The 24,150-nt window shown below is 50.1% G+C and carries 19 protein-coding genes; 10 read left to right on the top strand and 9 right to left on the bottom strand.

The window, feature by feature from the left end; genetic code table 11:
- Positions 1-63 precede the first annotated feature (63 nt).
- Positions 64-666 carry a hypothetical protein gene (locus H6F93_RS33535; protein WP_199314049.1) on the top strand — a complete coding sequence of 201 codons (603 nt, stop codon included), beginning with the start codon at positions 64-66 and terminating at the stop codon, positions 664-666.
- A gap of 116 nt (positions 667-782) precedes the next feature.
- Here the strand turns inward: H6F93_RS33535 and apcB are convergent, their stop codons facing one another.
- Positions 783-1,292: an allophycocyanin subunit beta gene (apcB, locus tag H6F93_RS26320; protein ID WP_190645163.1), complete on the bottom strand. Its 510-nt coding sequence runs from the start codon at positions 1,290-1,292 to the stop codon at positions 783-785.
- A 650-nt stretch (positions 1,293-1,942) separates the two neighbouring features.
- Here apcB and glnA point away from each other — a divergent pair.
- The 4 genes from glnA to H6F93_RS26340 all read left to right on the top strand — a co-directional run bounded on the left by glnA (position 1,943) and on the right by H6F93_RS26340 (position 9,554).
- Positions 1,943-3,364 (top strand): type I glutamate--ammonia ligase, encoded by a 1,422-nt coding sequence (gene glnA / locus H6F93_RS26325; RefSeq protein WP_190645162.1) that lies wholly within the window; start codon positions 1,943-1,945, stop codon positions 3,362-3,364.
- A gap of 372 nt (positions 3,365-3,736) precedes the next feature.
- Complete coding sequence (locus H6F93_RS26330; RefSeq protein ID WP_190687399.1) at positions 3,737-4,537, top strand: alpha/beta fold hydrolase; 801 nt, start codon at positions 3,737-3,739, stop codon at positions 4,535-4,537.
- Complete coding sequence (locus H6F93_RS26335) at positions 4,522-7,926, top strand: response regulator (protein WP_199314051.1); 3,405 nt, start codon at positions 4,522-4,524, stop codon at positions 7,924-7,926. Before H6F93_RS26330 ends, H6F93_RS26335 begins: the two co-directional genes overlap by 16 nt.
- Complete coding sequence (locus H6F93_RS26340) at positions 7,923-9,554, top strand: ATP-binding protein (protein WP_190687404.1); 1,632 nt, start codon at positions 7,923-7,925, stop codon at positions 9,552-9,554. The genes H6F93_RS26335 and H6F93_RS26340 overlap by 4 nt, the downstream gene beginning before the upstream one ends.
- On the opposite strand, the gene H6F93_RS26345 is transcribed toward H6F93_RS26340, so the two are convergent.
- Together H6F93_RS26345 and H6F93_RS26350 are read right to left on the bottom strand one after the other, a co-directional pair.
- A complete protein-coding gene (locus tag H6F93_RS26345) occupies positions 9,551-10,441 on the bottom strand; it encodes a S1 RNA-binding domain-containing protein (RefSeq protein WP_199314052.1) in 891 nt (296 codons plus the stop codon). The two genes, H6F93_RS26340 and H6F93_RS26345, sit on opposite strands and share 4 nt — an antisense overlap.
- 279 nt (positions 10,442-10,720) lie before the next feature.
- Complete coding sequence (locus tag H6F93_RS26350) at positions 10,721-12,148, bottom strand: protein kinase domain-containing protein (protein ID WP_190687407.1); 1,428 nt, start codon at positions 12,146-12,148, stop codon at positions 10,721-10,723.
- A 218-nt stretch (positions 12,149-12,366) separates the two neighbouring features.
- Here H6F93_RS26350 and dapB point away from each other — a divergent pair, with 218 nt between their 5' ends.
- Together dapB and H6F93_RS26360 are read left to right on the top strand one after the other, a co-directional pair.
- Positions 12,367-13,191 carry a 4-hydroxy-tetrahydrodipicolinate reductase gene (gene dapB / locus H6F93_RS26355; RefSeq protein WP_190687409.1) on the top strand — a complete coding sequence of 275 codons (825 nt, stop codon included), beginning with the start codon at positions 12,367-12,369 and terminating at the stop codon, positions 13,189-13,191.
- Between the two features lie 311 nt (positions 13,192-13,502).
- Positions 13,503-14,240, top strand: coding sequence for a DUF8619 family protein (locus tag H6F93_RS26360; protein ID WP_242042487.1), 738 nt, complete (start codon positions 13,503-13,505; stop codon positions 14,238-14,240).
- 28 nt (positions 14,241-14,268) lie between these two features.
- Here H6F93_RS26360 and H6F93_RS26365 read toward each other — a convergent pair whose 3' ends face one another.
- The 6 genes from H6F93_RS26365 to H6F93_RS26390 form a co-directional block, all read right to left on the bottom strand.
- Positions 14,269-14,898 carry a precorrin-8X methylmutase gene (locus tag H6F93_RS26365; protein ID WP_190645155.1) on the bottom strand — a complete coding sequence of 210 codons (630 nt, stop codon included), beginning with the start codon at positions 14,896-14,898 and terminating at the stop codon, positions 14,269-14,271.
- A gap of 76 nt (positions 14,899-14,974) precedes the next feature.
- Positions 14,975-15,790: a TPM domain-containing protein gene (locus H6F93_RS26370; protein WP_190645154.1), complete on the bottom strand. Its 816-nt coding sequence runs from the start codon at positions 15,788-15,790 to the stop codon at positions 14,975-14,977.
- A gap of 282 nt (positions 15,791-16,072) precedes the next feature.
- Entirely contained in the window at positions 16,073-16,678 is a 606-nt protein-coding gene (locus H6F93_RS34265; protein ID WP_347277357.1) for a DUF948 domain-containing protein, read from the bottom strand.
- A gap of 10 nt (positions 16,679-16,688) precedes the next feature.
- Positions 16,689-17,048 (bottom strand): YtxH domain-containing protein, encoded by a 360-nt coding sequence (locus H6F93_RS26380; RefSeq protein ID WP_190687411.1) that lies wholly within the window; start codon positions 17,046-17,048, stop codon positions 16,689-16,691.
- Positions 17,049-17,199: 151 nt separating this feature from the next.
- The gene (locus H6F93_RS26385) at positions 17,200-17,532 is read right to left on the bottom strand and encodes a hypothetical protein (protein WP_190645152.1); all 333 of its coding nucleotides are present in this window, start codon (positions 17,530-17,532) and stop codon (positions 17,200-17,202) included.
- A gap of 2 nt (positions 17,533-17,534) precedes the next feature.
- A complete protein-coding gene (locus H6F93_RS26390) occupies positions 17,535-18,287 on the bottom strand; it encodes a class I SAM-dependent methyltransferase (protein ID WP_524538021.1) in 753 nt (250 codons plus the stop codon).
- Positions 18,288-18,518: 231 nt separating this feature from the next.
- Between H6F93_RS26390 and H6F93_RS26395 the strand changes: the two genes are divergently transcribed.
- The 3 genes from H6F93_RS26395 (at position 18,519) to H6F93_RS26405 (ending at position 24,030) form a co-directional block, all read left to right on the top strand.
- A complete protein-coding gene (locus tag H6F93_RS26395; RefSeq protein WP_190687413.1) occupies positions 18,519-21,677 on the top strand; it encodes an N-acetylmuramoyl-L-alanine amidase in 3,159 nt (1,052 codons plus the stop codon).
- A gap of 11 nt (positions 21,678-21,688) precedes the next feature.
- The gene (locus H6F93_RS26400; protein ID WP_190687416.1) at positions 21,689-21,931 is read left to right on the top strand and encodes a hypothetical protein; all 243 of its coding nucleotides are present in this window, start codon (positions 21,689-21,691) and stop codon (positions 21,929-21,931) included.
- Positions 21,932-22,140: 209 nt separating this feature from the next.
- Positions 22,141-24,030: a tetratricopeptide repeat protein gene (locus tag H6F93_RS26405; RefSeq protein WP_190687418.1), complete on the top strand. Its 1,890-nt coding sequence runs from the start codon at positions 22,141-22,143 to the stop codon at positions 24,028-24,030.
- Positions 24,031-24,150 lie beyond the last annotated feature (120 nt).

A 24,150-nucleotide genomic window follows, 5' to 3' on the forward strand; every position in this document is an offset into this window, starting at 1 on the left:
GCAACTTGTCTAGAAAAAACAAGAATAAATCTAAAGATATTTAAAGCAGCCTCGACTTAACTTATGCAGTTTTCCTCTGCCTTAAACGCTCAAAGCCCTATTTCTTCTTCTATACAATTTCTCAAGTTTCGTAACCAATATCATTCCTGTCATATCCACGTACCCGACTCAGAGCGTTGTTTGGCTGCGATTTTCTTCGACCAGGCTTATTACAGTTTTTTTAAATTTGAGAAAGACCAAAACCGAGCTAGTCAAGTTGCTAACAGGCTGAATCATCGAGGCGATACGAGTGTAATTACTGAAACTCCAAAGGGTTATGCAATTTGGATTTTGGAGCCAGAAGCTAAGCCATCCCAGCTTTTACAAGCTGTGCACAGCAGACTAAGACAGTCACAGCGATCGCTCCAACAAAAGCAGTCCTACAATATTTTGACCTCTCGCAGCCAGTATCGCCCTTGTCACATTCGCGTGCCCGACCTAGACAAACCCCTTGCAGCAATCGCCTTTAACGGCAACTACTACAGCCTGTTTAAGGTAGTTGAAGATGTTAAACAAGCTAAGCAGCTGATCATTCGCCTGAGCCACCGTGGAGATGCAACCGTAATTACAAAATCTGTGAAAGGGTATGGGCTTTGGGTTCTGGAACCTGAAGGTTATGTTGATTAACGAAGACTCTAATCGATAGCTTGAATCGATAGCTTGTCCTCTCTAAAGATCATCAAAAACAAAGAATGGGGTGAAGCCTATCTTCACCCCATTCTTTATAAATTACTGAATTTGGATTAAAGGTCTTTTTCGCCCAGCTCACGAGTCATGTAATCGAAGGGCTGATCCAGAAATCCTGTATCTTCGACACCAGTAGCAGCAATCTGCTCCTTAACAATCTCCTTCATAATTTGAATGCCGTTCACAGTTGGGCCAATCGGTACTCCCAAGGAATTATAAGTTTCTCGCAGCCCTTGCAAAACACGCTCATCTAGCACATCCATGCTGCCTGCAACCAGCGCGTAGCTAGCATAGCGCAGGTAGTAGTCCATATCGCGCAGACATGCTGCATAGCGACGAGTGGTGTAAGCATTTCCACCCGGACGAATTAGCTCAGGAATTTCTTCAAACAGCCGTGACCCTGCCTGCTTGACAATAGCAGCAGCGTTAGAGTTAATGACCGCAGCCGCCTGAACCCGTGCCATGCCTGTATCAAAATAAGACTTTAGGGTATCAAGCGCATTACGGTCTAGATAGCGACCTGTAATGTCATAGTTTTCAATCAGGCTCGTCACTGCATCACGCATGAACTCAGTCTCCCAATGATTCTTATACTTAAACGCAGGTTTATATATTCCAAGGTTCAGGATAAAGTGTATCACGCTGAGTTTGGCGTAACCGAGGCTGAATCTAGGATTGAGCAGGTTCCGATTGTTAAATTTTGTAGCGGGCGATCGCCATCCCTTCTCAACTTAATCCTGCAACTAAAAATTACGAATTAGACGTAAAGCCGAAACTTTTCAGGCAGAAATGCAGCCGTATCAGCCCATTGCCTCCCAAAACTTCAGATTCCCAGTCGATTTACATCTTTTGCTTCCCTTTTAGTTAAATCAGTCCAAAAACTTAGCACTTGTTTTGGCAACGAGCCACATTTTGTAGCTTTCGATACAAAATGTGGCTAATCGTGTTTCTAGGATGATTCAGGTGTAACAAAGCTCAATTGATACAGGGCACATCGTCTTCAGCAAAGCTAGCTCTGATACGGATTTCAGCGCTGTTTAAGGAGATACTGACCTTAATTTTTGAGTCAACCCAGTGCTGCAAAGCTTTCATCTTCAGCCCTAAACTAGGTTCCCCTGCACAGATAGCTTTGCTTACCTGGTACTCGTCCCACACTGTATTTTTGCCAGACCATCTTCTCTCCCCATTGAGATAGCCCAGAAACAAGGAGTAATTCATGGCACAGACCCCGCAAGACGTCTTGAGTTGGATTAAAGACCAAGACATTAAAATGGTTGACCTGAAGTTTATTGACATGCCAGGAATCTGGCAACACCTGACGGTTTACCATGACCAAATCGACGAAAGCAGTTTTACCGATGGTGTGCCTTTTGATGGCTCCAGCATCCGGGGTTGGAAGGCAATTAACGAGTCAGACATGACGATGGTGCTTGACCCCAAAACTGCCTGGATTGATCCCTTCATGAAGGAGCCAACCCTGAGCGTCATCTGTAGCATCAAGGAACCCAGAACTGGAGAACCTTACTCACGCTGCCCTCGCGTGATTGCTCAGAAAGCAGTAGATTACTTGCAAGCCACAGGCATTGGCGATACGGCCTTTTTTGGTCCTGAAGCAGAATTCTTCATCTTTGATGATGTTCGCTTTGACCAAAACGAACACTCCAGCTACTACTACGTCGATTCGATCGAAGGACGTTGGAATACTGGTCGTATAGAAGAGGGCGGGAACCTTGCCTACAAACCCCGCTACAAAGAAGGCTATTTCCCAGTTCCTCCCACCGATACGTCTCAAGATTTGCGGACGGAAATGTTGCTGACGATGGCAAAGTGTGGCGTACCCGTTGAGAAGCAGCACCACGAAGTCGCGACCGGCGGACAATGTGAGCTGGGCATCAAGTTTGACACCCTGGTCAACTCTGCTGATAACTTGATGATCTATAAGTACTGTATCAAGAACGTCGCTCGGAAGTACGGCAAAACCGTGACCTTCATGCCTAAGCCGCTATTTAACGATAACGGTTCTGGAATGCACACTCACCAGTCAATTTGGAAAGGTGGGCAGCCTCTCTTTGCGGGTGATGGCTATGCAGGCTTGAGCCAGATGGCGCTTCATTACATCGGCGGCATCCTCAAGCATGCTCCCGCACTGCTAGCATTTACGAATCCTACAACCAACTCTTACAAGCGATTGGTGCCTGGTTTTGAGGCTCCGGTGAACCTGGCTTATTCCCAAGGAAACCGCTCAGCTTCCGTTCGGATTCCTCTATCAGGAACCAATCCTAAAGCAAAGCGTTTGGAATTCCGTTGCCCTGATGCAACGTCCAACCCTTATTTGGCGTTTGCGGCAATGCTTTGTGCAGGAATTGACGGCATCAAGAACCAGATTGACCCCGGTGCTTCTCTGGATGTGGACATCTACGACCTCAGCCCAGAAGAATTGGCGAAGATTCCTTCTACCCCTGGTTCTTTGCTGGATGCGCTCAAGGCGCTGGAAGCAGACCACGACTTCTTGCTGGCCAGCGGTGCCTTTACAGAAGACTTCATCACGAACTGGATTGAGTATAAGTTGGACAATGAGGTGAACCCCATGCGCCTACGTCCTCATCCTTATGAGTTTGCGCTCTATTACGATTGCTAAGTAGAGTAGTCAAATAAATTAGCTCGATTTGGTACGCGGAGAAACGGGAAAGTTTTCCAAAAGAAAGCTTTCCCGTTTTTTGTTTGTGAGGGTGAAGCAATATTACGTGATTTAGGTTAAGCGACCCCTTTAAAGTTTTGAGATTGCTCTCTACAAGCTCTCTAGAATAAAGATAAAGGGCTGCAAAGATAACTTGAATGGCTTCTTTTGCTGATCTACCAACGGCTGGTACCGTTTTGCCTGAGCTTACCCACCTACCTGAGTCGGAGGCACGTTTGTGAAGAACTTTCAAAAGCTTCAAGTAGAACAGCAACAGGCAGAAAAATTGGTTACCCAGTTAAGGGCATCAGGGATTGATTCAGGTTTATAGAAATGGCACTCAGTATTCTTCAACGCAACAATGTCAAAGTTTTGGGAGATGGGGAAGAAACTCTAATTCTTGCTCATGGGTTTGGCTCTGACCAGACGGCGTGGCGATATCAGATTCCAGAGCTTCAGACTCGTTACCGAATTGTTTTATTTGACCATGTGGGAGCTGGTAAGTCTGATTTCAATGCTTACAGTCCACGTCGCTACAGCAGTCTCTATGGCTATGCGGAGGATTTGTTAGATCTGTGCGCTGCACTCAAGCTGAATCAATGTAGTTTGGTAGGGCATTCCGCTAGCGGGATGGTGAGTTTGTTGGCTGCACTGATCGAGCCGGATCGATTTAGCAAGTTGATTTTTATTAGTGCGTCTCCACGCTACTTGAATGATGTGGGATATGTGGGTGGATTTGAGCAGTCTGACCTGGATGCACTTTATGCAGCTATGTCTTCTAATTACTATGCTTGGGCGAGTGGGTTTGCACCGATCGCCATGGGCAACCCAGATAAACCAGAGCTAGCCACTGAATTTGCCAATACGCTAGCTGCAATTCGTCCAGACATCGCCCAAGCTATAGCACGGATGATTTTTCAGTCGGATCATCGAGCAGATTTGCCAAAGCTAAAGGTACCGACTTTCATCTTGCAATCTAGCGATGATGTTGCTGTGCCCACGCAAGTCGGGCAGTATATGGCAGCAAATATTCCTAAAAGTCAGTATATTCCTATTGATGCGACTGGGCATTTGCCGCATCTCAGTGCGCCTGATACGGTTTCTAAGGCGATCGCCACATGTTTGTCAAGCTGAACCCAAACCTACATTTCCAGTGGCTGCTGTCTCGGCTGCGGCTACATCATCCTGACTGGCTACCCACTTTTCGACCCTTTCTGGCGGCGTTGTGTTCGCTACTTGTAGGATTGGGCATGTTGGAGGGCTGGGGAACGGTACGCTTGCTGTCGCTGGTGCTGCTGCTTGTTTGTGCCATGTTACCCCTGTCAGGGTTGATCGTGATTGCAGGGGTGGCGATCGCCCTGATCGGTACAGCGTTGATAAGCAGCAACGGACTGCTCACTCGCCATTTACTTGAGCCGATCAGCGTTGCAGTGTTTGGCACCGTCGTTGGGCAGTTTCTTCGCAGGGTTGAGTGGAAACTAGCCTCTCAGCAAATTTTAGAATCCCTGACTCAGCCTAAAGAAAATGGAACGGCTGAAACGTTAATCGGTACAGCAGTATCTTTGTTGCAAGACTTTACTGGAGCTGATGCGGCAATCGCCCTGCGTCAACTTGATTTAGTTACGGCCGAGGCACTGGTTTGCTTACCTCGGACTGCTCTGCCCAACCAACTGACCAACCCTGCTCTATTTACGGCTGCTCTAGAGCAAAACCGCAGCCTGTTCCATTCAAACTATCCAGCAGTTGAGGGTGCTTCGCATGTGCTGCTGGCTCAGGGGGTGCGATCGCTAGCAATCTTGCCCCTACAGGGTTCCGACAATCTACGAGGAGCGATTCTGCTAATCTGGCATCGTCAGACCAACCTCTCAGACGATCTGCAACAATTTACTGCATCCCTTCTGAGCGAACTGCGAACGCTGCTTCAGTTTTGTGACACCACCCTACGCCTCGACAAACTGCAAGCGCGATTTGGAGCCATGCTAGAAACCATTCACCAGGGGGTGGTGTTTATGGATGAAAGCGGTGAACAAAGTTGGCTTAATCAGGCGGCGGCTGAACAGTTAGGGTTACCGCCCGGGGCGATCGATCCACCCATGATTGCTCAAGCAATGGCGACCTTGCGAACCCAAGCAAGCAATACCGCCGAAATTACCGCTCAGGGAGCGAAGCTGTTTAGCCAACCCCAAGCAACAATTCGCAACTGGAACTGGATCTTCGACTACCCCCAGCCCAAAGTCCTGAGTGTTTCCAGCACACCAACGCGGGTGCGCGATGTACCGGGTCGTCTGTGGCTGTTTGACGATATCACCGAGCAATATCTAGCTCAAAAAGAACTATTAGAGCGAACTCAAGAACTTTCTCAAACCAATACCAAACTAGAGCTTGCCAAAGTCGAGGCTGAGGCAGCCACCCGTGCCAAGAGCTTATTTCTAGCCAACATGAGCCACGAAATTCGTACACCGATGAACGCCATCATCGGTATGACCGAACTGTTGCTCGATACACGACTGATTCCCCGTCAACGAGAGTTTTTAGAGACGATTTACCAGAGCAGCAACACGCTACTCACTATCATTAACGACATTCTGGACTTCTCCAAAATGGAGTCTGGCAAACTGGAGCTAGAACATCAGCCTTTTGACTTGCGGATGTGCGTCGAATCCTCTCTTGATTTGTTAGCGTCCAAAGCGGCAGAACAAGGATTGGAGTTAGCCTACTGGGTTCATCCCCAAGCCCCAAATCGTCTTCTAGGAGACACTACGCGACTCCAGCAAATTCTCGTCAACCTGCTCAGTAATGCCGTCAAATTTACCAAGACCGGAGAAATAGTCGTCTCCGTCACCCCTTTCCCTGATCCTCACCCCCAAACCTCCAATCCGCAACCTCTCCACAAAATCCTGTTTACCGTAAAAGATACTGGAATTGGCATTCCTGCCGATCGAATGCACCACTTATTTAAATCCTTTAGTCAGGTTGATGCTTCAATTACTCGTCAGTATGGCGGCACGGGGCTGGGGCTAGCGATTAGCAACCAGCTTAGCGAAATGATGGGAGGGCAGATGTGGGTAGAGAGTGGTGGCAAGCTGGCAGGAAATCCACCGCTCCAGTGGAACCCGCCGTGGAAAGAACAGCCTTTGCAGCAACAACACTTAGAGTCTCCACTGCTAGCGGAACAGGGTTCAACTTTTTATTTCACCATTACTGCCGCCGCCGATTCTAACTCGTCTCCTACGTCTGATACTGATATTGCTCAGCTTCAGCCGGAGCTTACAGGCAAACAGGTTTTAGTGGTGGATGATAGCCCCATCAATCGCCAAATCCTAACTCTACAAGCCCAGTCTTGGGGAATGGTTGTTCATGCCGTTGCGTCCGCTAGAGAGGCATTGTCCCTTCTGGGAGCAAAACAGCCTTTTGATTTGGCAATCTTGGATATGCAAATGCCTCAAATGGATGGTTTGACATTGGGTGAGATGATTCGGCAGCAGACCCCGTATCAGCATTTGCCACTGGTGCTACTGACTTCGATGGGTAAGCCGGACAACATGGCAGCGGCAGCGGTTGAGTTTGCTGCTTGCTTGACCAAACCCGTGAAACAGTCGCAGCTTTACAATACTTTGCTCCGCGTTTTGGGGACACAACCTATCGTGATTAAGCCATCTCAGGGGACGTTGGAGATTGACCCGCACTTAGCAGAGCAGTATCCGCTGAAGATTTTGCTGGCTGAAGATAATTTGGTAAACCAAAAAGTGGCCTTACTCATGCTGCAACGGTTGGGATATAAGGCAGACGTGGTGAGTAATGGCTTAGAAGCGTTAAAAGCATTGCAAGATCAGAAGTACGATCTGGTGCTAATGGATGTGCAAATGCCAGAGATGGATGGATTGGAGGCGACGCGCTCTATTCGTCAGAACTATTTACTAGAACGATGCCCTCGAATTGTGGCGATGACGGCAAACGCAATGCGGGGCGATCGCGAAGAATGTTTACAGTCTGGCATGGATGACTACATTAGCAAGCCGATTCAGATGCAAGACCTGCTCAGGGTGTTAACTCAACAGCAGGGTTCAACTCATGTTCTGCCTGCTGTTCTGCCTGTCTCTGAGCCCACGATTGACGCGAAGGTACTGCAATCTTTTCGAGCAATGGCAGGGGAGCAAAGTGCAGCCATTTTGACGGAACTGATTGATTGCTATTTAGAGGAAGCCCCAAAACTCATAGAAGAAATTGATGCGGCGATCGCCCACTCTGATGAGATCACTTTGCGCCGTGCTGCCCATACGCTAAAAGCTAACAGTGCAACCTTGGGAGCGATCGCCTTCTCCAACGCCTGTAAAGAATTAGAACTATTAGGACGCAACTGTAGTCCTGACAATCGCTCCAAAGGGCATTCTGAAAACGGCTCAAATTTTAATGTGAACGACTGTTTAGCACAGGGTGGCGACCAGGCTACTCGGCTAAAGATAGACTATGAACAAGTCAAATCCGCCTTACAGCTCGAACGCCACCAGGAGCAGGCAACATGACTGTGACAGCAACGTCTGAACCACCCCTAGTGCTGGTCATAGACGACGACAAGCTGACTCGGCTAGAACTACGTTTGGCAATGACTCAAGCTGGGTATCGAGTTGCCGAAGCAACGGACGGCAAAGAGGGTTTAGCCATTTTTGAGCAAACTCGTCCGGCAATTGTGCTGCTTGACGCATTGATGCCTGTGATGGATGGCTTTGACTGCTGTCGCCAGCTTCGGGAAATGGAGACTGAGGATATTCCTATCTTGATGATTACCAGCCTGGAAAATCAAGAATCGGTAGACTATGCCTTTGAAGTCGGCGCGACGGATTACATCACTAAACCCATCCACTGGGCAGTGCTGCGACAGCGGGTGCGACGGTTGATTAGGGCTCACCAAAACACCCAGGAATTAAAGCGACAGAATTTGCGATCGCAGCTCTTTGCTGACATCACCGTCAAGATTCGCCAATCGCTTCGTCTCAGCGAAATTTTGCAGACTACCGTGACGGAGGTACAAAAAATTCTGCAAGCGGATCGGGTGCTGATCTACAAGCTGGAACGCCAAAGTAGCAGAGGCATCACGGAAGCTGTGGGGGCTGGGTGTGAGTCTGTTTTAGCTAAAACACTCTACCCCAGACCGCTATCTGCGGATTTTCAGAAACACTATCAGCAGGGGAAATTTTGGGCAATTGATGATGTTGAGACAGGCGACGTACCCCCTGACTTGATTGAATGGTTGCACCAGTTTCAGGTCAAAGCGAAATTAGTAGTGCCAATCCTCTTGAAAGATGAACTATGGGGACTCCTGGTTGTGCATCACTGTAGCAGCCTCAGAGTCTGGAGCAGCTTTGAAATTGAGCTACTGCAGCAGTTGGCAAACCAGGTGGGAATTGCCTTGACACAGGTGCGACTGCTAGAGCAAGAAAGACACCAGCGTCAGGAGCTAGCCCGCTCGAATGCCGAGCTAGAGCAGTTTGCCTATGTTGCTTCCCACGACTTGCAAGAGCCGCTGCGAATGGTGGCTAGCTATGTTCAGCTTTTGGAGCGACGATATCAAGATCAGCTTGACCAGAATGCCCGCGACTTTATTGCTTATGCGGTGGATGGTACAGTTCGGATGCAGGAGTTGATTCAAGCACTGCTTAGCTATTCTCGCATTGGCACACGCGGCAAGGAGTTTCGCCTCACTGACTGCAACAGTGCCCTTGATCGGGCCTTAGAAAATCTGAGGCTGGCGATCGCCGAAACCGAAGCTGTGATCACCCATGATCCGCTGCCTGAACTGATGGCAGACTCGATTCAGCTCAGCCAGCTCTTTCAGAATCTATTAGGTAATGCACTTAAATTTCGCAGCGATCGCCCCCCAGTCATTCACATTGGCGCTGTTCAAAAGGAGGAGTTATGGCTATTCTCCGTGCAGGACAATGGGATTGGTATGGAAACCAAATATGGCGATCGCATCTTTGCCATCTTCCAGCGGTTGCACAGCCGCACCAAATATCCCGGCTCCGGGATTGGACTCGCCATCAGCAAAAAGATCGTAGAGCGTCACGGAGGGCAAATTTGGGTAGAGTCTACGCCTGGAGAGGGCACCACCTTTTACTTCACCATTCCCGTGGGCGATCAGGCGACCGTTTAACCCTCAACCCCTTCAACGCCGCGTTGCTCAATCGTTTTTCTAGCTTTTTCAGCACGGGTTGCGGCTTCTGCCATGACTTCCGGCATATTCTCCAGCATTTCTCCCGGATAGTTTTCCAGAACTTTGGTGGAGAGAGAAATCCGCCGCTTCACATCATCCAGGTCAATAATCACTGCTTTGATCGGCTGACCGACTTCAAACCCAGCATTGAGTGAGGCAACATAGTTCTTACTCACCTGATTGATGTGAATCAAGCCCGTCATGCCGTCAAAGTCTACGAACAAACCAAACGGCTTGATACCAACGATTTTGCCCTCTACAAGCTCACCAATTGCAAGCTGACCCAGACTTGCCGCTTGGGCAGCCTGTCGCTGAGAAACCACTAGCTTTTTGCGGCTAGGGTCAATTTCCAGAAAGGCAACGGTCAGTGCTTTGCCGACTAAAGATTCCAAGTTATCGCGTTCAATCAGGTGCGATCGCGGAATGAATCCGCGTAGCCCCAGCACATCCACCGTTACGCCGCCTTTATTCAGCCCATTTACCCGCGCCTGCACGGTCTTGCCGCTCTCTTGCATCTCGGCAAACTGCTGCCAGAGCTGCTTAATCTGCATCTGCCGAATCGAGAGCGTTACCTGCCCCTCAGCATTTTGCTCCTTAATAATCATGAACTCCCGCTCTTCATGCAGCGGCAGCGTTTCAGCCAGGTCAGTAACCCGTCTGATAGAAACTTCTTCTAAGGGCAAAAATGCTGCGGATTTGCCGCCAATGTCAACATAAACGCCATCGCTCTCGTAGCTATAAGCTTTACCACGCACCACCTGTCCTGATTGGAACTGGTAGTCGTGCTGTTCGAGGGCTTTGGCAAAGTCGTCAGAGGAAAAGGACAAGTCAGCCTCCTGGAAACCGATCAGTCATTAAATTTGCTAGAGGAGCATTCACTGAGTGTGAGTCACCACAAGCAATTGAGTCTTTTCAATATAATCAATTCTTGACGGATTCGGCAGGGAGTCTTTACGCAAAAAGTGAGGCGATCGCACCCCATATTTCTCTGGCTTATGCTAGCCCTACTAATTCATCTTGACAGGCTCGTCAGCGACGAGAGTTAAACTGTCATTTTAGTAGCGCGATCGCCCCTCTTAATTCTTATCCTCCTCATTTGCGTCTGCTCAGCCTTCTTTCAGAAAAAACGATTGGCGCAACTGTGTTAAGAAGTCTGAAATTTCGGCGGCTAGCCACTCTTGCTCAGCTCGGCGGGTTGCAGGCCCAAAAAGATATTGGTTTGCTCCCTCATGGAGTACAAGCCGACTTCTGTGTGGAGAGTGATTCTGATAGTGATAAGGAATTGCCTCCACACTAGCTCCGGTTAAAGCAGCTGTTGAACCAAACTGTCGATCGCCAAAGTTCAAGCACTTCCAGCTTATACAGAAGGATTGAGGATTAATTTCTAGCTGTCTATATCCTGCAACACCAAAAAGTAAGGAGATTAGCAACAGATAACCGATAGGACAGGAAAGTACGATAAAGAAGATAACTGCCAAGTCTCCTACAATTATCATCTCGATAGTTAGCATCAATATCAGAAATATAAAAAATCCTTGTATAACCCGAACACCGAGCATGGAGAGCAATCCGGCTGGTGGAATTTCAATAATTAAGCGATCGGGAGTGCGATCGACCCGAATGCGGCTACGCTCTAGCTCTTTCAATTCTTCAATGGTGATGGGGGATGGAGGTAGAGATAGAGGTGTTGCTTGCTGTTGCAGTTGTGGAAGTGGTCGAGAAATCTGTCGCTTTTGTTGCAAAACAGCTAGTGCTTCTTCGGCTGAATGAAACCGATCTTTTACAGTAGGCTCCAGCATTTTTTCTAGCCAGTCAGCGAATTGCTTAGAGACTTGAATGCGATCGCGGAACAAAATTCGCATTCTCTGCTGAGGTAAGTCCGCAGGCGATCGATGAGTCAGCAAAAACAATAGAGTTGCTCCCAAGCCATACAAATCTGAGGCAAAAAAGGCTTGACCACGAAACTGTTCTGGCGGCATATAGCCAAACGTGCCCACAAATGTGTTTGCAGTTAGTGTATTTCGATAAGCCGATTGCACCGTGCCAAAATCAACCAGAAAGACCCGACCATCTACTCGACGAATGATGTTTTGCGGTTTGATATCACGATGAATGACAGGTGGAGTTAGCCAATGCAAATAGTTGAAAATTTCTAAAATTTGAGCGGCGATCGCTCTCACTTCTACTTCGTTGGTACGCCAACCTTGACTAACCAGAGCAGCAAGCGATTCCCCTTCTGCCAATTGTTGAACTAAGTAAAACAGGCGATCGTCCGGTAGATCAACTTGAAAATGATTGAGATATTCTGGAATTGCTGCATGACGCAGACTCTTCAAAACGTTGACTTCTCGCTCAAACAGTTCTAGTGCTTTCCAATCGGTTAAATGATTCAAGGAGAGCACTTTAATTGCAACATTGCCACCTGAAATTAAATCTTCAGCTTTGTAAGTTATTCCGGTTCCGCCCTGACCCAAAACAGAGGCTATTTGATAGCGATCGCCGATTACGTGTCCGGGTTGATGCAGCTGTTTCACAACCTTAGCTCCCAGCAGTTTAATCGACTCTAACTTGCTAACAACACTAAGAGGTAGCCCTGGAAGTAAACTAGCTACGGTATCGATAGACAGCTTGTACTAGATACTAATTGCTCTGACTTATTCCACGCATACTCTAGCACTCGTAAGTTGTAAACAAAACACAGCTCACTCAGTGAGAATGTTTTTAGTAGGGATACAGGAAAGGTACTTAAGTTATGGCACAGGCTGCAATTCCAGTTATTGTCAACGGGGCGCTGGGAAAGATGGGGCGCGAGACCGTGAAGGCGATCGCCCAATCCGACGACTTGGTGTTACTAGGCGCAATCTCTCGCAATCCCCAATATGCGGGTCAGGATATCGGAGAGATCATCGGCTACGGCGAATTGGAAGTGCCCGTGATGCCAGATTTGCAGTCGATGCTGGCATTTGTCGCACAGGAACAGCAGCCAGGGGTGATGGTCGATTTCACACATCCCAGCGTGGTGTATGACAATATTCGGTCAGCGATCGCCTATGGTGTTCGTCCCGTCGTCGGTACTACAGGTCTAAGTGCTGAGCAACTCAACGAACTGGCAGAGTTCGCCGACAAGTCCAGCATGGGCTGTGCGATTATTCCGAACTTCTCGATTGGTATGGTGCTGCTCCAGCAGGCAGCAATGCAAGCCTCCCAGTATTTTGACCACGTTGAAATTATCGAACTGCACCACAACCAAAAAGCTGATGCCCCCAGCGGGACGGCAATCCAAACTGCCCAACTGCTGTCAGAGTTTGGCAAGCCCTACAACCCGCCTAGCGTCAAGGAAACAGAAAAGATGCCAGGTGCCAGAGGTAGCGTCACCGAAGACGGCATTCGGATTCACAGTATTCGTTTGCCTGGTTTAATTGCTCATCAAGAGGTGATTTTTGGTGCGCCGGGACAGATTTATACGCTGCGCCATGATACGAGCGATCGCGCCTGCTACATGCCCGGAGTTCTGCTGTCGATTCGCAAAGTGATTCAGCTTAAATCTCTAGTCTACGGGTTAGAGAAATTGCTTTAAATAAAAAAATGCCCGACCCCATAAGCCCCCAGGGTCGGGCATTCCACCTGTAAGGACGCTTTCCTAACCAGAAAAACCAAAACAACTTGATTGCCCCCTAAGTTGCTCAGCCTTTCCGAATGCGTTCTTCAGAAGTAATCTAATTCTCAGCTTTTCGAGCGCAAAGAGCGTCCCAGCAACTACGGAACTTTTGCCCCAATGAACTTGAAGATTCAGTCCAAAAATTCCGTACATTTACCTTGACTTTTACAAATTTCTCATAAAAGCTTCCCACACCCCCTCAAGGGAGAGCTGATAGTGAAATCAACGCTATGAGCATCACGCAAATGTTAGGCTCGATTCAGTGTCATACTTCTCTTGATTCGATTGAGCATCTTCAACCTTCCATGCTGATTCCTCTAACCCGCAAAAAATTTGAAGAGCTAATTCCCATGGTTGCAACGACGGAGCAATATCGTTATTGCTGGGGCAAAGCTCCAGATTTTCTCAGGCGTTTGCTGATTTCAGTCGCAGCAATAGTGGCTGTAGTGACTCTCGACGTTCTTTTGGGAGCAGGGTTTGGCATTGTCCTATTTATTGCAGGTGTAACGGCTGGCTTTTATTGGCTATGGAGTCCAGTTTATTGGGCTAGCCGCCGCAATATTGAGTGCCGCCGCTATCAGTACAGCGGCTTCTTGCAGGCTGAAGTGATGGATGTGTTCATTACAGAAGATTTGATTGGCGAAGAGGAAACGGTCAACAACCGAGGTGACCTGGTCATTGTTGAGAACCGGGAGCGCCGCCTCAACCTGGCAGTGGGGGATGAAAGCGGCTTTGTCACAAAGCTTCAGGTGCCGCTTCAGCGCAGCCATCGCGTGATTCGATCAGGCGACATTGCCGAAATGATGGTGTTTTCCAACCGCCCTGATCTCAGCCGCATTTCCAAAGTTTCAGATCTCTACTTCCCTGACTACGAGCTTTGGGTGAGCGACTACCCTTACCTACGTCGAGATTCTTTCATAGAAGTTAGCCGCAAACTGCGCCGTCAAAGAGGGGCTTACGGTTACTAGGGCATGAGTTACTAGGGCATAAATTAACCTAACCTAGCCCATCTCCCTCTTTGCCATACGCTTGCCAGGCTAAGTCAACTAGCCCATTCATGATTGCCGCTGCCACTACCGCGCTGCCTTTGCGTCCCTCAATCCGAATGTGAGGAATCAAGGAATCCTTAAGCCGCTCTTCTGCTACATCTACGCCAACGAAGCCTGCGGGAGTACCAATTACTAGAGCAGGTTTGATTTCTTCTGCCTCGATCAGATTCACAAGAGCGGTAAGAGCAGTTTGAGCCTGACCAATGACAAAGATGGCTTCGGGGTATCGCCTTGCCAAAGTTTCGATGCCCCAAGCGACACGGGTTTTGTCACGCTGAGGGCGAGTCAGCGTCTCCATGCTGCAATAAACAGGATTCGCAAAGGTGTTTTGAATGTTGGGAGTGATGCCTACCTGCACCATCGGCACATCCACCACAATTGTGCTGCGGGCAGCTAGAGCCGCCGCTCCTGCCTGAAGCGCCTGCTCGGAGAACCGAATTAAAGATTTGTACTCAAAGTCAGCCGTCGTGTAAATTACTCGCCGCACAATTTCATATTCTGACGGCGAGAAGACGTGATCTCCTATTTCGCGGTCAATAATTTGCAGGCTTTGAGCATCGGTGGCGTGCCATTCCATCGCTATCCTGGATTACGCTGGTCATAACTTAGCTTACTAGTAAGCTGGCAAACATTCGCTCACTTTGCCAATCATCTCAAGTTTCAGAGGCAGAGGAAGCGTTAATGATAGGAGAAAGGTAAGCAACAAGCGCTCCCAAAGCAAAGCCTGCAATGTTGCGGACAATCGGCAACCAGTCAGTAGTGCGGGTGATTACTGGTCCGAGTCCAAAGGCGATGAAGAGGATGCCCCAGAGCGGAGAAAAGATGAGCGCCCATTGCCACGCAAAAACCTGATTAGGCTGACGAGATTGAGCCGCGAAACCAAAAACGACTCCACCAACGACGGAAGTAATTAGGGTTAAAATCCACTGCTCTCTGGGCAAACCCGGCACCACCCGACAGCCATTTTGACGCAGACAGGTTTCGATCGAACCGAGAGCGTCGAGAATGGAACTGTCTTCCCCGTTTTCTCGGACAAAGAACTGGTTGCCGTAGCGGGTTTGCAACTCAATCCAGAAGGTGCGGGGCAACAAATCGTAGAGGTCATCGCCAACGCTAAAGTTAAGCAGGTTGCCGCCGCGAGCGTCTGCGACCAGCAAAACGCTTCTGTCATCTAACTGCCAAAAATCTTTGACGGCACGACCGGGAGTGCGATCGAACTGGGTCAGCACGCGTAGCTTCCAGCCTGTCTCTGCCTCAAAGCTGTTTAACTCTGCATCGAGTTGCTCCTCCTGGATGCTAGTGAGGGAGTTTGCCAGGTCGATGATGTTGGTGGAGGTATCGGGCAACAGTTCAGGATTGTCGTAAGCCAGCGCAGCAGGGGCGATCGCCCAACTCGAAAGGATCAGCAAAAACGCACTGACACAGGTGAGAAATTTAGCGGCAGGTTTGGGCAGATAGAAATTTAGCATCGACGGTTCTGGCTCAACCCTAATAAAGAGAAATGTTAATAAGTGACCCTGAATTTCAGGATTCGATGAGAAATTCTTTACACTTATTTACTTAATCTAATACCAATGTCGTCCAGGATGCAAAGCGATCGCCATAAATCTCATCTGCGATTCATCTCCTGCAAGCTAATCGGACACCCTGGCAAAGACGCTAATCGGTAGATCTCTGCAAATCTCTGCCTGAATAGTAGCGGGGCTGCGCCGCTACTATTCACGCTTCACAAAGTAATTTAGGCAGGAAATCTAATCTTCAGGCTGGGTTGTGGAACTTTGCTTTCGCAGATAAGCAGAGTTTCTGCTAATTCGTTGAATTTCCTCTAGTTCGCTTTGGCTCTCAGGCGGGAGATCAAAGTCCTGCTGATCGTTCCAGTTCTCCTCTGGTTCCGCACTGTAGACATCCTCGCGCTGAGCATAGTCCTGGCGATAGCTGTTGTCTAGCTCTAAAGCGCTTCTAGAACTGGCAGACAGTCGCTCCGGACGACGGGAAGGGCGCTGAAACACCTTCCAGGCAGCTTTAACGCCCGCAAAAACGCCGCGTGTGGTTACTTGCGCCTGTCGAGCGCCTTGCCGAACGCCACTAATGCTTTGATTAACCTGCTGGACGACTTGTCCTGCATTCTGGACTCCTTCACTGACCTCGTCCGTTAAATCACTGATTTCCAGCCCTGTTAGCCGAATTGCTTCTAGAGTCGGCGGCAGTTCACGACTAAGGGTATCAAATAATTTTTCGGCACTGCGGGCTGCCCGTGCCAACTCACGCAAAGCTGGCAGTGCCACGATGAGCACCGCAGTGAGGCTAACTGCTACAAGCAGAATAGATAGCCCTAACCAAAATAGGGGATCAACCACAAGTCTTTGCCTACATCAAGCTGTCGTGAGCGGTGGGTTGAGGTTCGACGACCCGATCTTCGGCTGGACCGATTTCCTGGCGTTCGCGCTGACTGGCTTCTACTCCAGCGGCGATCGCCTCTCGCAGTCGAGTCAAGGTGCCATCCCAGTTTCGCAATGCGGTTTCTGAGAGTCGGTCTGCCTGAAGCTGCACACTGGTCGAAAGGTCTTCTGCTAATTCTGGTAGGGCATCCGCAGATTTTTTCAGCAATTGCCGCGTTTCTCGACCCGTTCGCGGAGCCATAAGCAACCCTGTCACTGCGCCGACCGCAGCCCCTAACAGTACGCCTCCCAAAAATGACCCCGATGATCCAGAGCGATTATCTGACATCGTTTCGTTCCTATTTCAAAATTGATCGTAGATTCGCGAATTTCACTATATTACTGGCCCTATTGCAACATCATAGAAGTTGAGCACAGAAATCGGCTGATTGCAGCAATACAGAGCTAATTTGCTGATTTGCTAAGCTTGCCAGATTGGATTAACGGCGCAAGTAGGGCGATCGCCGAGAGGAAAGAAAGCGCGATCGCCCCAGCCATGCCTTTTGCCCTAACCTCACCCATCCCAAAATCTGCTGAAGCTGCCGAAGCTGAGGCTGTAGCTGTTGGTAGCTGCGTCGCAACTGATAAATTCCCGTTTGCCCACTGCCAATCCCCTGAGGTGCACCATACAAAACTGCATACGTGCTGCGTTCAGCCGCCGTCAGCGTAGATGTCACCTTTGCCAAAAATCGTCTTAGCCGCCAAATTCTCCAGGCTGCAAAGAGACAACACGAAGCAATCAGGCAATTAAGCGTTACAACGACCATCACCATTTCTAAATCCTCTCGTCGTTGGGTAGTTTGCAGGCAACAAAGGCAGCATGAGCATTGGGCAAGTCATAGTTGCCGTAGCAACGCATAACTTGAACCTGAAAACCAACTTGACGAAGTTGTTCAGCCACTTCTGTCGCCTCATATAACCGCAAACGATGAACCTCATCATCCCTTCTGTAGTGTTCTTCCTGATGTTCTTTCAGCTTACGCAGAGTGATGATTCGTCGGGTTAGGACTGTTTGCTCCTCCTGCTTTTCAACTAGAACGATCCAATCCTCTCCTTCAGTGAAACTTTTGGTGATGGTTCCTTGTGCAACCTGTCCTAGCTCTGCAACATCAAAAATAAATACACCTGCTGGAGCCAGCGCGTTGTAAACCCGTTGAAAAAGTTGAATCAGCTTTGTGCGAGTGTTGTTTGGATCAAATAAGTAATTCAAACATTCGCCGATAGAGACAACAGCATGGCAATCAGGAATGTCTGCCTCAAACAGCGACTCAACTCGAAATTCAGCATTTGGAACCCGAGTACGAGCCAAAGCAACCATCGACTCGGAAATGTCGATTCCAAGGACCCGATAACGAGCTGCTGTGAATTCTAAAGCTGAAAGCCCACTACCACAGCCCAAGTCCACGATTAGTCCGTCATGGATATTGTGTTTTGCCAGGATACTGAGTATGCCAGGGGCAGATTTCAGGGCATAGTCGTTGTGCCCAACATCATGAATGTATGCAAGGTCTTTCCTGTACCATTCCACAATTTCGTTTTGGCAAGATAGTTTGAATGATTGGCGATCGCACCTTTCCCCACAGCGATTGGGTCGATTCTACTAGAACTTAAATTACAGCAGGTTGAACAAATTGCAGATTCTTTCTAAAGGCACAGGTCTATTCAACAAAACGGGAATTGGGTATGCAATCATGCCAGAGGGTGAAGTGGTCAAGAACCGCTCAAACTTAGGATCTAAAGTTTATCGGGAGGAAGCTTGATGGTTCAGTCATCATCCCCTACAACGCTCTACGTGAACCCTGCCAGTGGCAATGACAACGCGGCAGGCAGTCAAGCTGCTCCTTATAAGACGATTACCCGTGCCCTCCAGCGAGCTACATCTGGCACGAGAATTCAACTAACAACAGGAACCTACAATGCTGCTAGTGGTGAGCAATTCCCCCTGGTGATTCCCGCTGGCGTGACCGTCGTGGGCAACGAAGCGCAAAAGGGACGGGGCATTGTGCTGGATGGTAGCGGTGAATTTAACAGCCCCACCTTTGCCCGCCAAAATGTGATGATTCGCCCGGAGAATGGGGCGCAGCTTAGGGGCGTGATTGTGACCAATCGGGCACAGCGGGGAACAGGCGTGTGGATCGAAGCAACCTCTCCGATCATCGCCAACAACACCTTTATTAACTGCGGACGGGAGGGCGTGTTTGCGACGGGCAACGCCACTCCAGAAGTCAGCGACAACGTTTTTCAGCAAAATGCAGCTAGCGGCATCTCCGTTGTTCGGAATGCGAAAGGTGAAATTCGCCGCAATGTTTTTCAGAAGACAGGCTACGGCATCGCCATCAGTGACAACGCAGCGCCATTGATTGTAGACAATCAGGTGTTTGAAAACCGTTCTGGCATCGTTCTCACGGGCAACTCTCGCCCGGTGCTGCGAAACAACCTGGTCGAGAGGAATACAAGCGACGGATTAGCAGTGGCTAACACAGCGCTACCTGACCTGGGCAAAGGGCAAGATCCGGGTGGCAATATCCTCCGCAGTAACGGTGAGTTTGACCTGCGTAATGCAACTTCAGTCAAGCTAACCTCCGTGGGCAATCAGCTCAATCCAATTCGGGTAAACGGGGCTGTAGATTTTGTGGCAAGTCAAGTTATTGCTCCAGCGCCATTACCGGCACCTTCACCCACGCCCGTTCCGCCTCGACCAACCACATCTACTCCGTCACCTGCACCTACGCCTACCCCTCGACCTACGCCGACACCTACACCCACGCCCGTGACTGGGGCAGTGAACCTGCCAGACATCCGGGGATATTGGGCAGAAGCCTTTATCCGGGGCTTAGTTGAGCGAGACATTATCAGCGGCTTCCCAGACGGCACCTTTAAGCCGGAGTTGAATATTACTCGCGCTCAGTATGCGGCGGCGATCGCCAAAGCCTTCAACGTGCCTATCAAACGGGCAAACCAAGCATTTGTCGATGTGGCAGCTAACTTTTGGGCAGCAGGTGCGATCGCCAAAGCTTACCAGATGGGCTTCTTGGCAGGCTTTCCCGATCGCACCTTTCGTCCCAACCAAAACCTGACGCGGATTCAGGCGATCGTTTCGCTGATTAACGGGCTGGAGCTGACGGGTGGCAATCCTAACTCGCTGGGCGTGTATCGCGATCGCGCCCAAATTCCCAGCTATGCCACAAACGCAGTCGCTACCGCTACTCAAAAGCGAATTGTGGTTAACCATCCCCAGGTTAGTCAGCTAGAGCCAATGGTTGATATCACCAGGGCTGAAGTTGCAGCGCTGATTTACCAAACGCTCGTCTCGGCAGGGCAGGCAAGGGCGATCGATTCTCCGTTCATTGTCAATCCTGATATCTCGGTGCCTTCCTTTGCTGACATTCAGCCGCACTGGTCATCCGACTTTGTCCGGGGGTTAGCTAGTCAGGGTGTGATCACGGGCTTTGCCGACGGCACCTTCAAACCTGACACAACCATGAATCGCGCTCAGTATGCAGCGCTTTTAGACAACACCTTTAACCCCATTGCCAAGCGAGCAGCAGCCGGTTTTAGTGATGTGTCTGCTGACTTTTGGGCGGCTGAGTCCATTCAGCGCGTTTACCGGGGGGGGCTAATGGCTGGCTTCCAAAACGGCACCTTCCTACCCAGCCAAAACGTCACGCGAATTCAGGTGTTGCTGGCTTTGACCAATGCCTTAGGACTGCCTGCCGGAAACACAGAGTTGTTGAATCGCTATGAGGATGCCGCAGCAATTCCGGCTCAGATGCAGGGGGCGATCGCCAGCGCTACCCAGGCTCAGCTTGTGGTGAACTATCCCCAGGTGAATCGGCTCAACCCCAACCGCGAAGCCACTCGTGGGGAAGTCGCAGCAATGGTTTATCAGGCAATGGTGCAGGCAGCGCGATCGCCCGCGATCGCCTCGTCCTACATCGTCGACCCCAATTCCAACGCCCCTGCGGGAGAGCAAGTCCCTATCGTTTCACCCACCCCTCCGGCTGCTTCTCCGACGCCAGCACCTACTCCAGCACCCACGCCGTTACCGGTGGTTTCCGTACGACCCACCCCCACCCCTTCTCCTGCGCCCGTTCCCGTCGCTACACCAAGACCCACCCCTTCTCCTGCGCCTATTCCCATTCCCGTTCCACTGCCTGTCATCCCCACGCCGCCTGTCGTTGCGCCTAGCCCATCTCCCGCACCCCCTGTTGCTGCACCCAGTCCAACTCCCACACCGCCCGTCGCTGCGCCAAGTCCAACGCCTGCACCGATTTCCATTCCGGTTCCGCCACCTGTTACTCCAACGCCTCCTGCCTCCCCATCTCCCGCTCCGACCCCAACCGCCGCCGCGATCCTCGTGGTGGTTGATCCGGGGCATGGCGGCAACGATCCGGGAGCGATCGGAATTGACGGTTTGCGCGAAAAAGATATTAACCTGTCGGTTGCTCAACAAATTGCTGAATTGTTGCAGCAGCAAGGCATCAGGGTTGTCATGACTCGCCCTGACGATCGCACGATAGAACTAGCACCCAGAGTTAACATTGCCGAACAAGCCAGGGCAAATCTATTTCTCAGCATTCATGCCAACGCGATTAGCCTTAGCCGACCGGAGGTGAACGGGTTAGAAACCTATCATTACCCCGGTTCTACGAGCGGTTCTCGCCTCGCCTCAGCAATTCACAGCAGCATCTTGGAGAGCATCACGGTTAAAGACCGGGGAGTGCGACAAGCCAACTTCTATGTGTTGAGGTATACCTCAATGCCCGCCACGCTGGTTGAGTTGGGCTTTGTGACAGGACAAGAAGATGCCGCAAAACTGGCTGACCCTGATCATCGCAGTCAATTAGCAAGGGCGATCGCCAGCGGCGCTCTGCAATACATTCGCCAGTACATTCAGCCAACTTTGACAAGCACTTGATTAGGTCGTGGGTGAGCCTGGAGCAGATCGGGAATGATTTTGGGGCGATCGCAAATGATCCCGAAGTGGTTAAGAGCGATTCCATTATGGTCGGGAATAATGCAGCGATAGTCGGCAACGATTCAGCGATGGTCGGGAATGGTTCAGCAACGGGCAGGAACGATTCGGCAACGGGCGGGAACAGTTCAGTGACAGTCGGGAACGATTCGGCAATGCCTGAGAGTGTTTCCGCTAGAAACCAAGACGATTTTTAAGCACGGTGCCGTTAGAGAAGAATGGTCGGTCGTATCCATGACAGAAAAACCTCTTTCAGAGCTCTGTTAATTTTTCCTCGATCGCAGCAAATGCAGATCTAGGAGGATTCCGACTACTCTAGAAGGAAGTGTAAATAAATCTTTTCCTTTGGCGTTGCCTTTACCTGAAGCGAAAAGCTGCCAATGCCTACCCATTTTTTCTCTAGCTAATGTCCGATTCCCTATCTCTGCGCGATCGCTATTTAGAACTGATTGATAAGATTGTTCAAGCTACGCTCAAGGGGCAAATTCGCTCCAAAGAGCAGGTTTACAAAATGCTAGTTGAGGGCGTGAGTCCAGGAACGGGCGAGATTTTTGAGCGATGTTTGGGCGATCGCATTGCTACGACTCAGCGCCAAACTGAAACGCAGGGGGATGAATTTAAGCAGGCAAAAGCGGTTCGTAGCTTACGAGCGTTGCAGACCATTCGGGGAGAATGGGAGCGTTGGCAAGAACAAAACCAGGCAACGGAAGCACTAACCCGGGCAATTCAGCAGATTGTCACCGCTGAAACAGGCGATCGCCTGCACACGTTCCTTAAGCTGACTGACCCCAATCGCGCTCAGGCGCTTACTCTGTCACAACTTCAGCGACTCGCAAAAACACTACAGCAGCAGAGCGCACAACCCGAAGCCACAACAGATGCCAACGCCCAGCAAGAATTGCAGCAGCTTTCTCAGGGTTTGACCCAGGGTTTAACCTCGTGGCAGCGATTGGAAGACCACCTGGTTAGCTGGATTTATGAGCAGGGACGGGGACAGCTTGGTTTTGAAGGAGTTCCCGGACAGCGTGGACCTTGGGCGCTTTGGGCAAAGCAAGTGAATAGCCCGATGCCTCAATCTCTGTTTCAAGCCCTGTCTCTGGAAAAATCGGTCGTGGAGTGGGCCGCGTCCCAGTCCACCAATCTAGATTTAAGTGCGCTGGTTGAGCTAGTCGTCGTCTTGCGGTGCCTTCAGCAAGGCTTAGTTAACTGGTTTGACAAGCTAGTTTATGACTCTAAAGTTGGGGCAAAGCTCTCAATTTCAACATTCCTAGCATTTGCGGTGATCTGGTCGCAGCTTGCAACGGGCATTCGTCAAGCTGCGATCGCTATTTCTCAGACCAATTTGGGCGATGGCTGTTCGCAGCTCACGCTTCAGATTTTGCGAACCTTTGCTCAGCGAGACTATTTCCCGCTCTATGGCGGCATTTTTGCTTCATTTTCAGGTGAGTATCTGCGAAATGCGTTGGACTATCTAGATGAGCCTCTGCGCCGAGCCGAAGGAACCCAGGAAAAGGCGAGAATTTTAACGCTGTTAGGCTATTCCTTCCGCGCTCAAGGTCGGGTCGAGCAGTCCGTCGCGTTTCACCAGCAAGCGCTCGAAGTGGCTCGTGAAGCAGGCGATCGCCCCTGTGAAGTTGCTAACCTCAACCATCTCAGTCGCACCTGTATAGCCCAAACCAGCTACGCCGAAGCGATTAACTACAGCCAGCGAGCAGTCATTCTCAGTCGGCAAGCAGGCGATCGCCTGGGAGAAGCAAACGCCCTGGCAAATCTGGGTTACAGCGAAGTATTTCAGGCACAGCAGCTTGAACAAGCCGAGCCAGAGGTTTACGAATCCGCGATCGATCGTCTCCAGCAAGGGCTACAACTTTCTGAGAAATTGGGCGATCGCCAGAGTCAAGCCCTTTGCCTTAGCAGTTTAGGAATTGTCCAAGTGGCACTAGATCAGGCTCAGGCAGCGATCGCCTACCTGGAAGGCGGCATCCAGGCAGCCCAATTTTCTGGCGACCTGTATCTGCAAGGTATCAACCTGGCTTATCTGGCAGAAGCTTACCATCGGCTGCAAAATCCGGCTCAAGCCATCCACGCCGGATGCTTAGGAATGTACCTGTTAGAGCAAATTGCCTCCAACACTTGGCGACAAACCGCAGGCTTGCTCACCGTGATTCGAGGACAACTGGGAGACGAAGCCTTTCAAACTAACCTGCAACAGCAGCGACCCGCCATCATCAGCGTCATTGGCGTAGATGGGTACGATCACCTCCCCACCTTGCTGGAGCGCTACAAAACCGAGTAGTTCTTGTACAGATGCAAAGATACAGATTTAGAATTTCACCAGGAAATTCTTGTAGGGGCGATTCGCGAATCGCCCCCACAAGGGGTTAAGGAATTCGTAGGTTGGGTTTCGCTACGCTCC

This window comes from Leptolyngbya sp. FACHB-671 (assembly GCF_014695745.1).
Lineage (GTDB): Bacteria > Cyanobacteriota > Cyanobacteriia > Elainellales > Elainellaceae > JAAUTN01.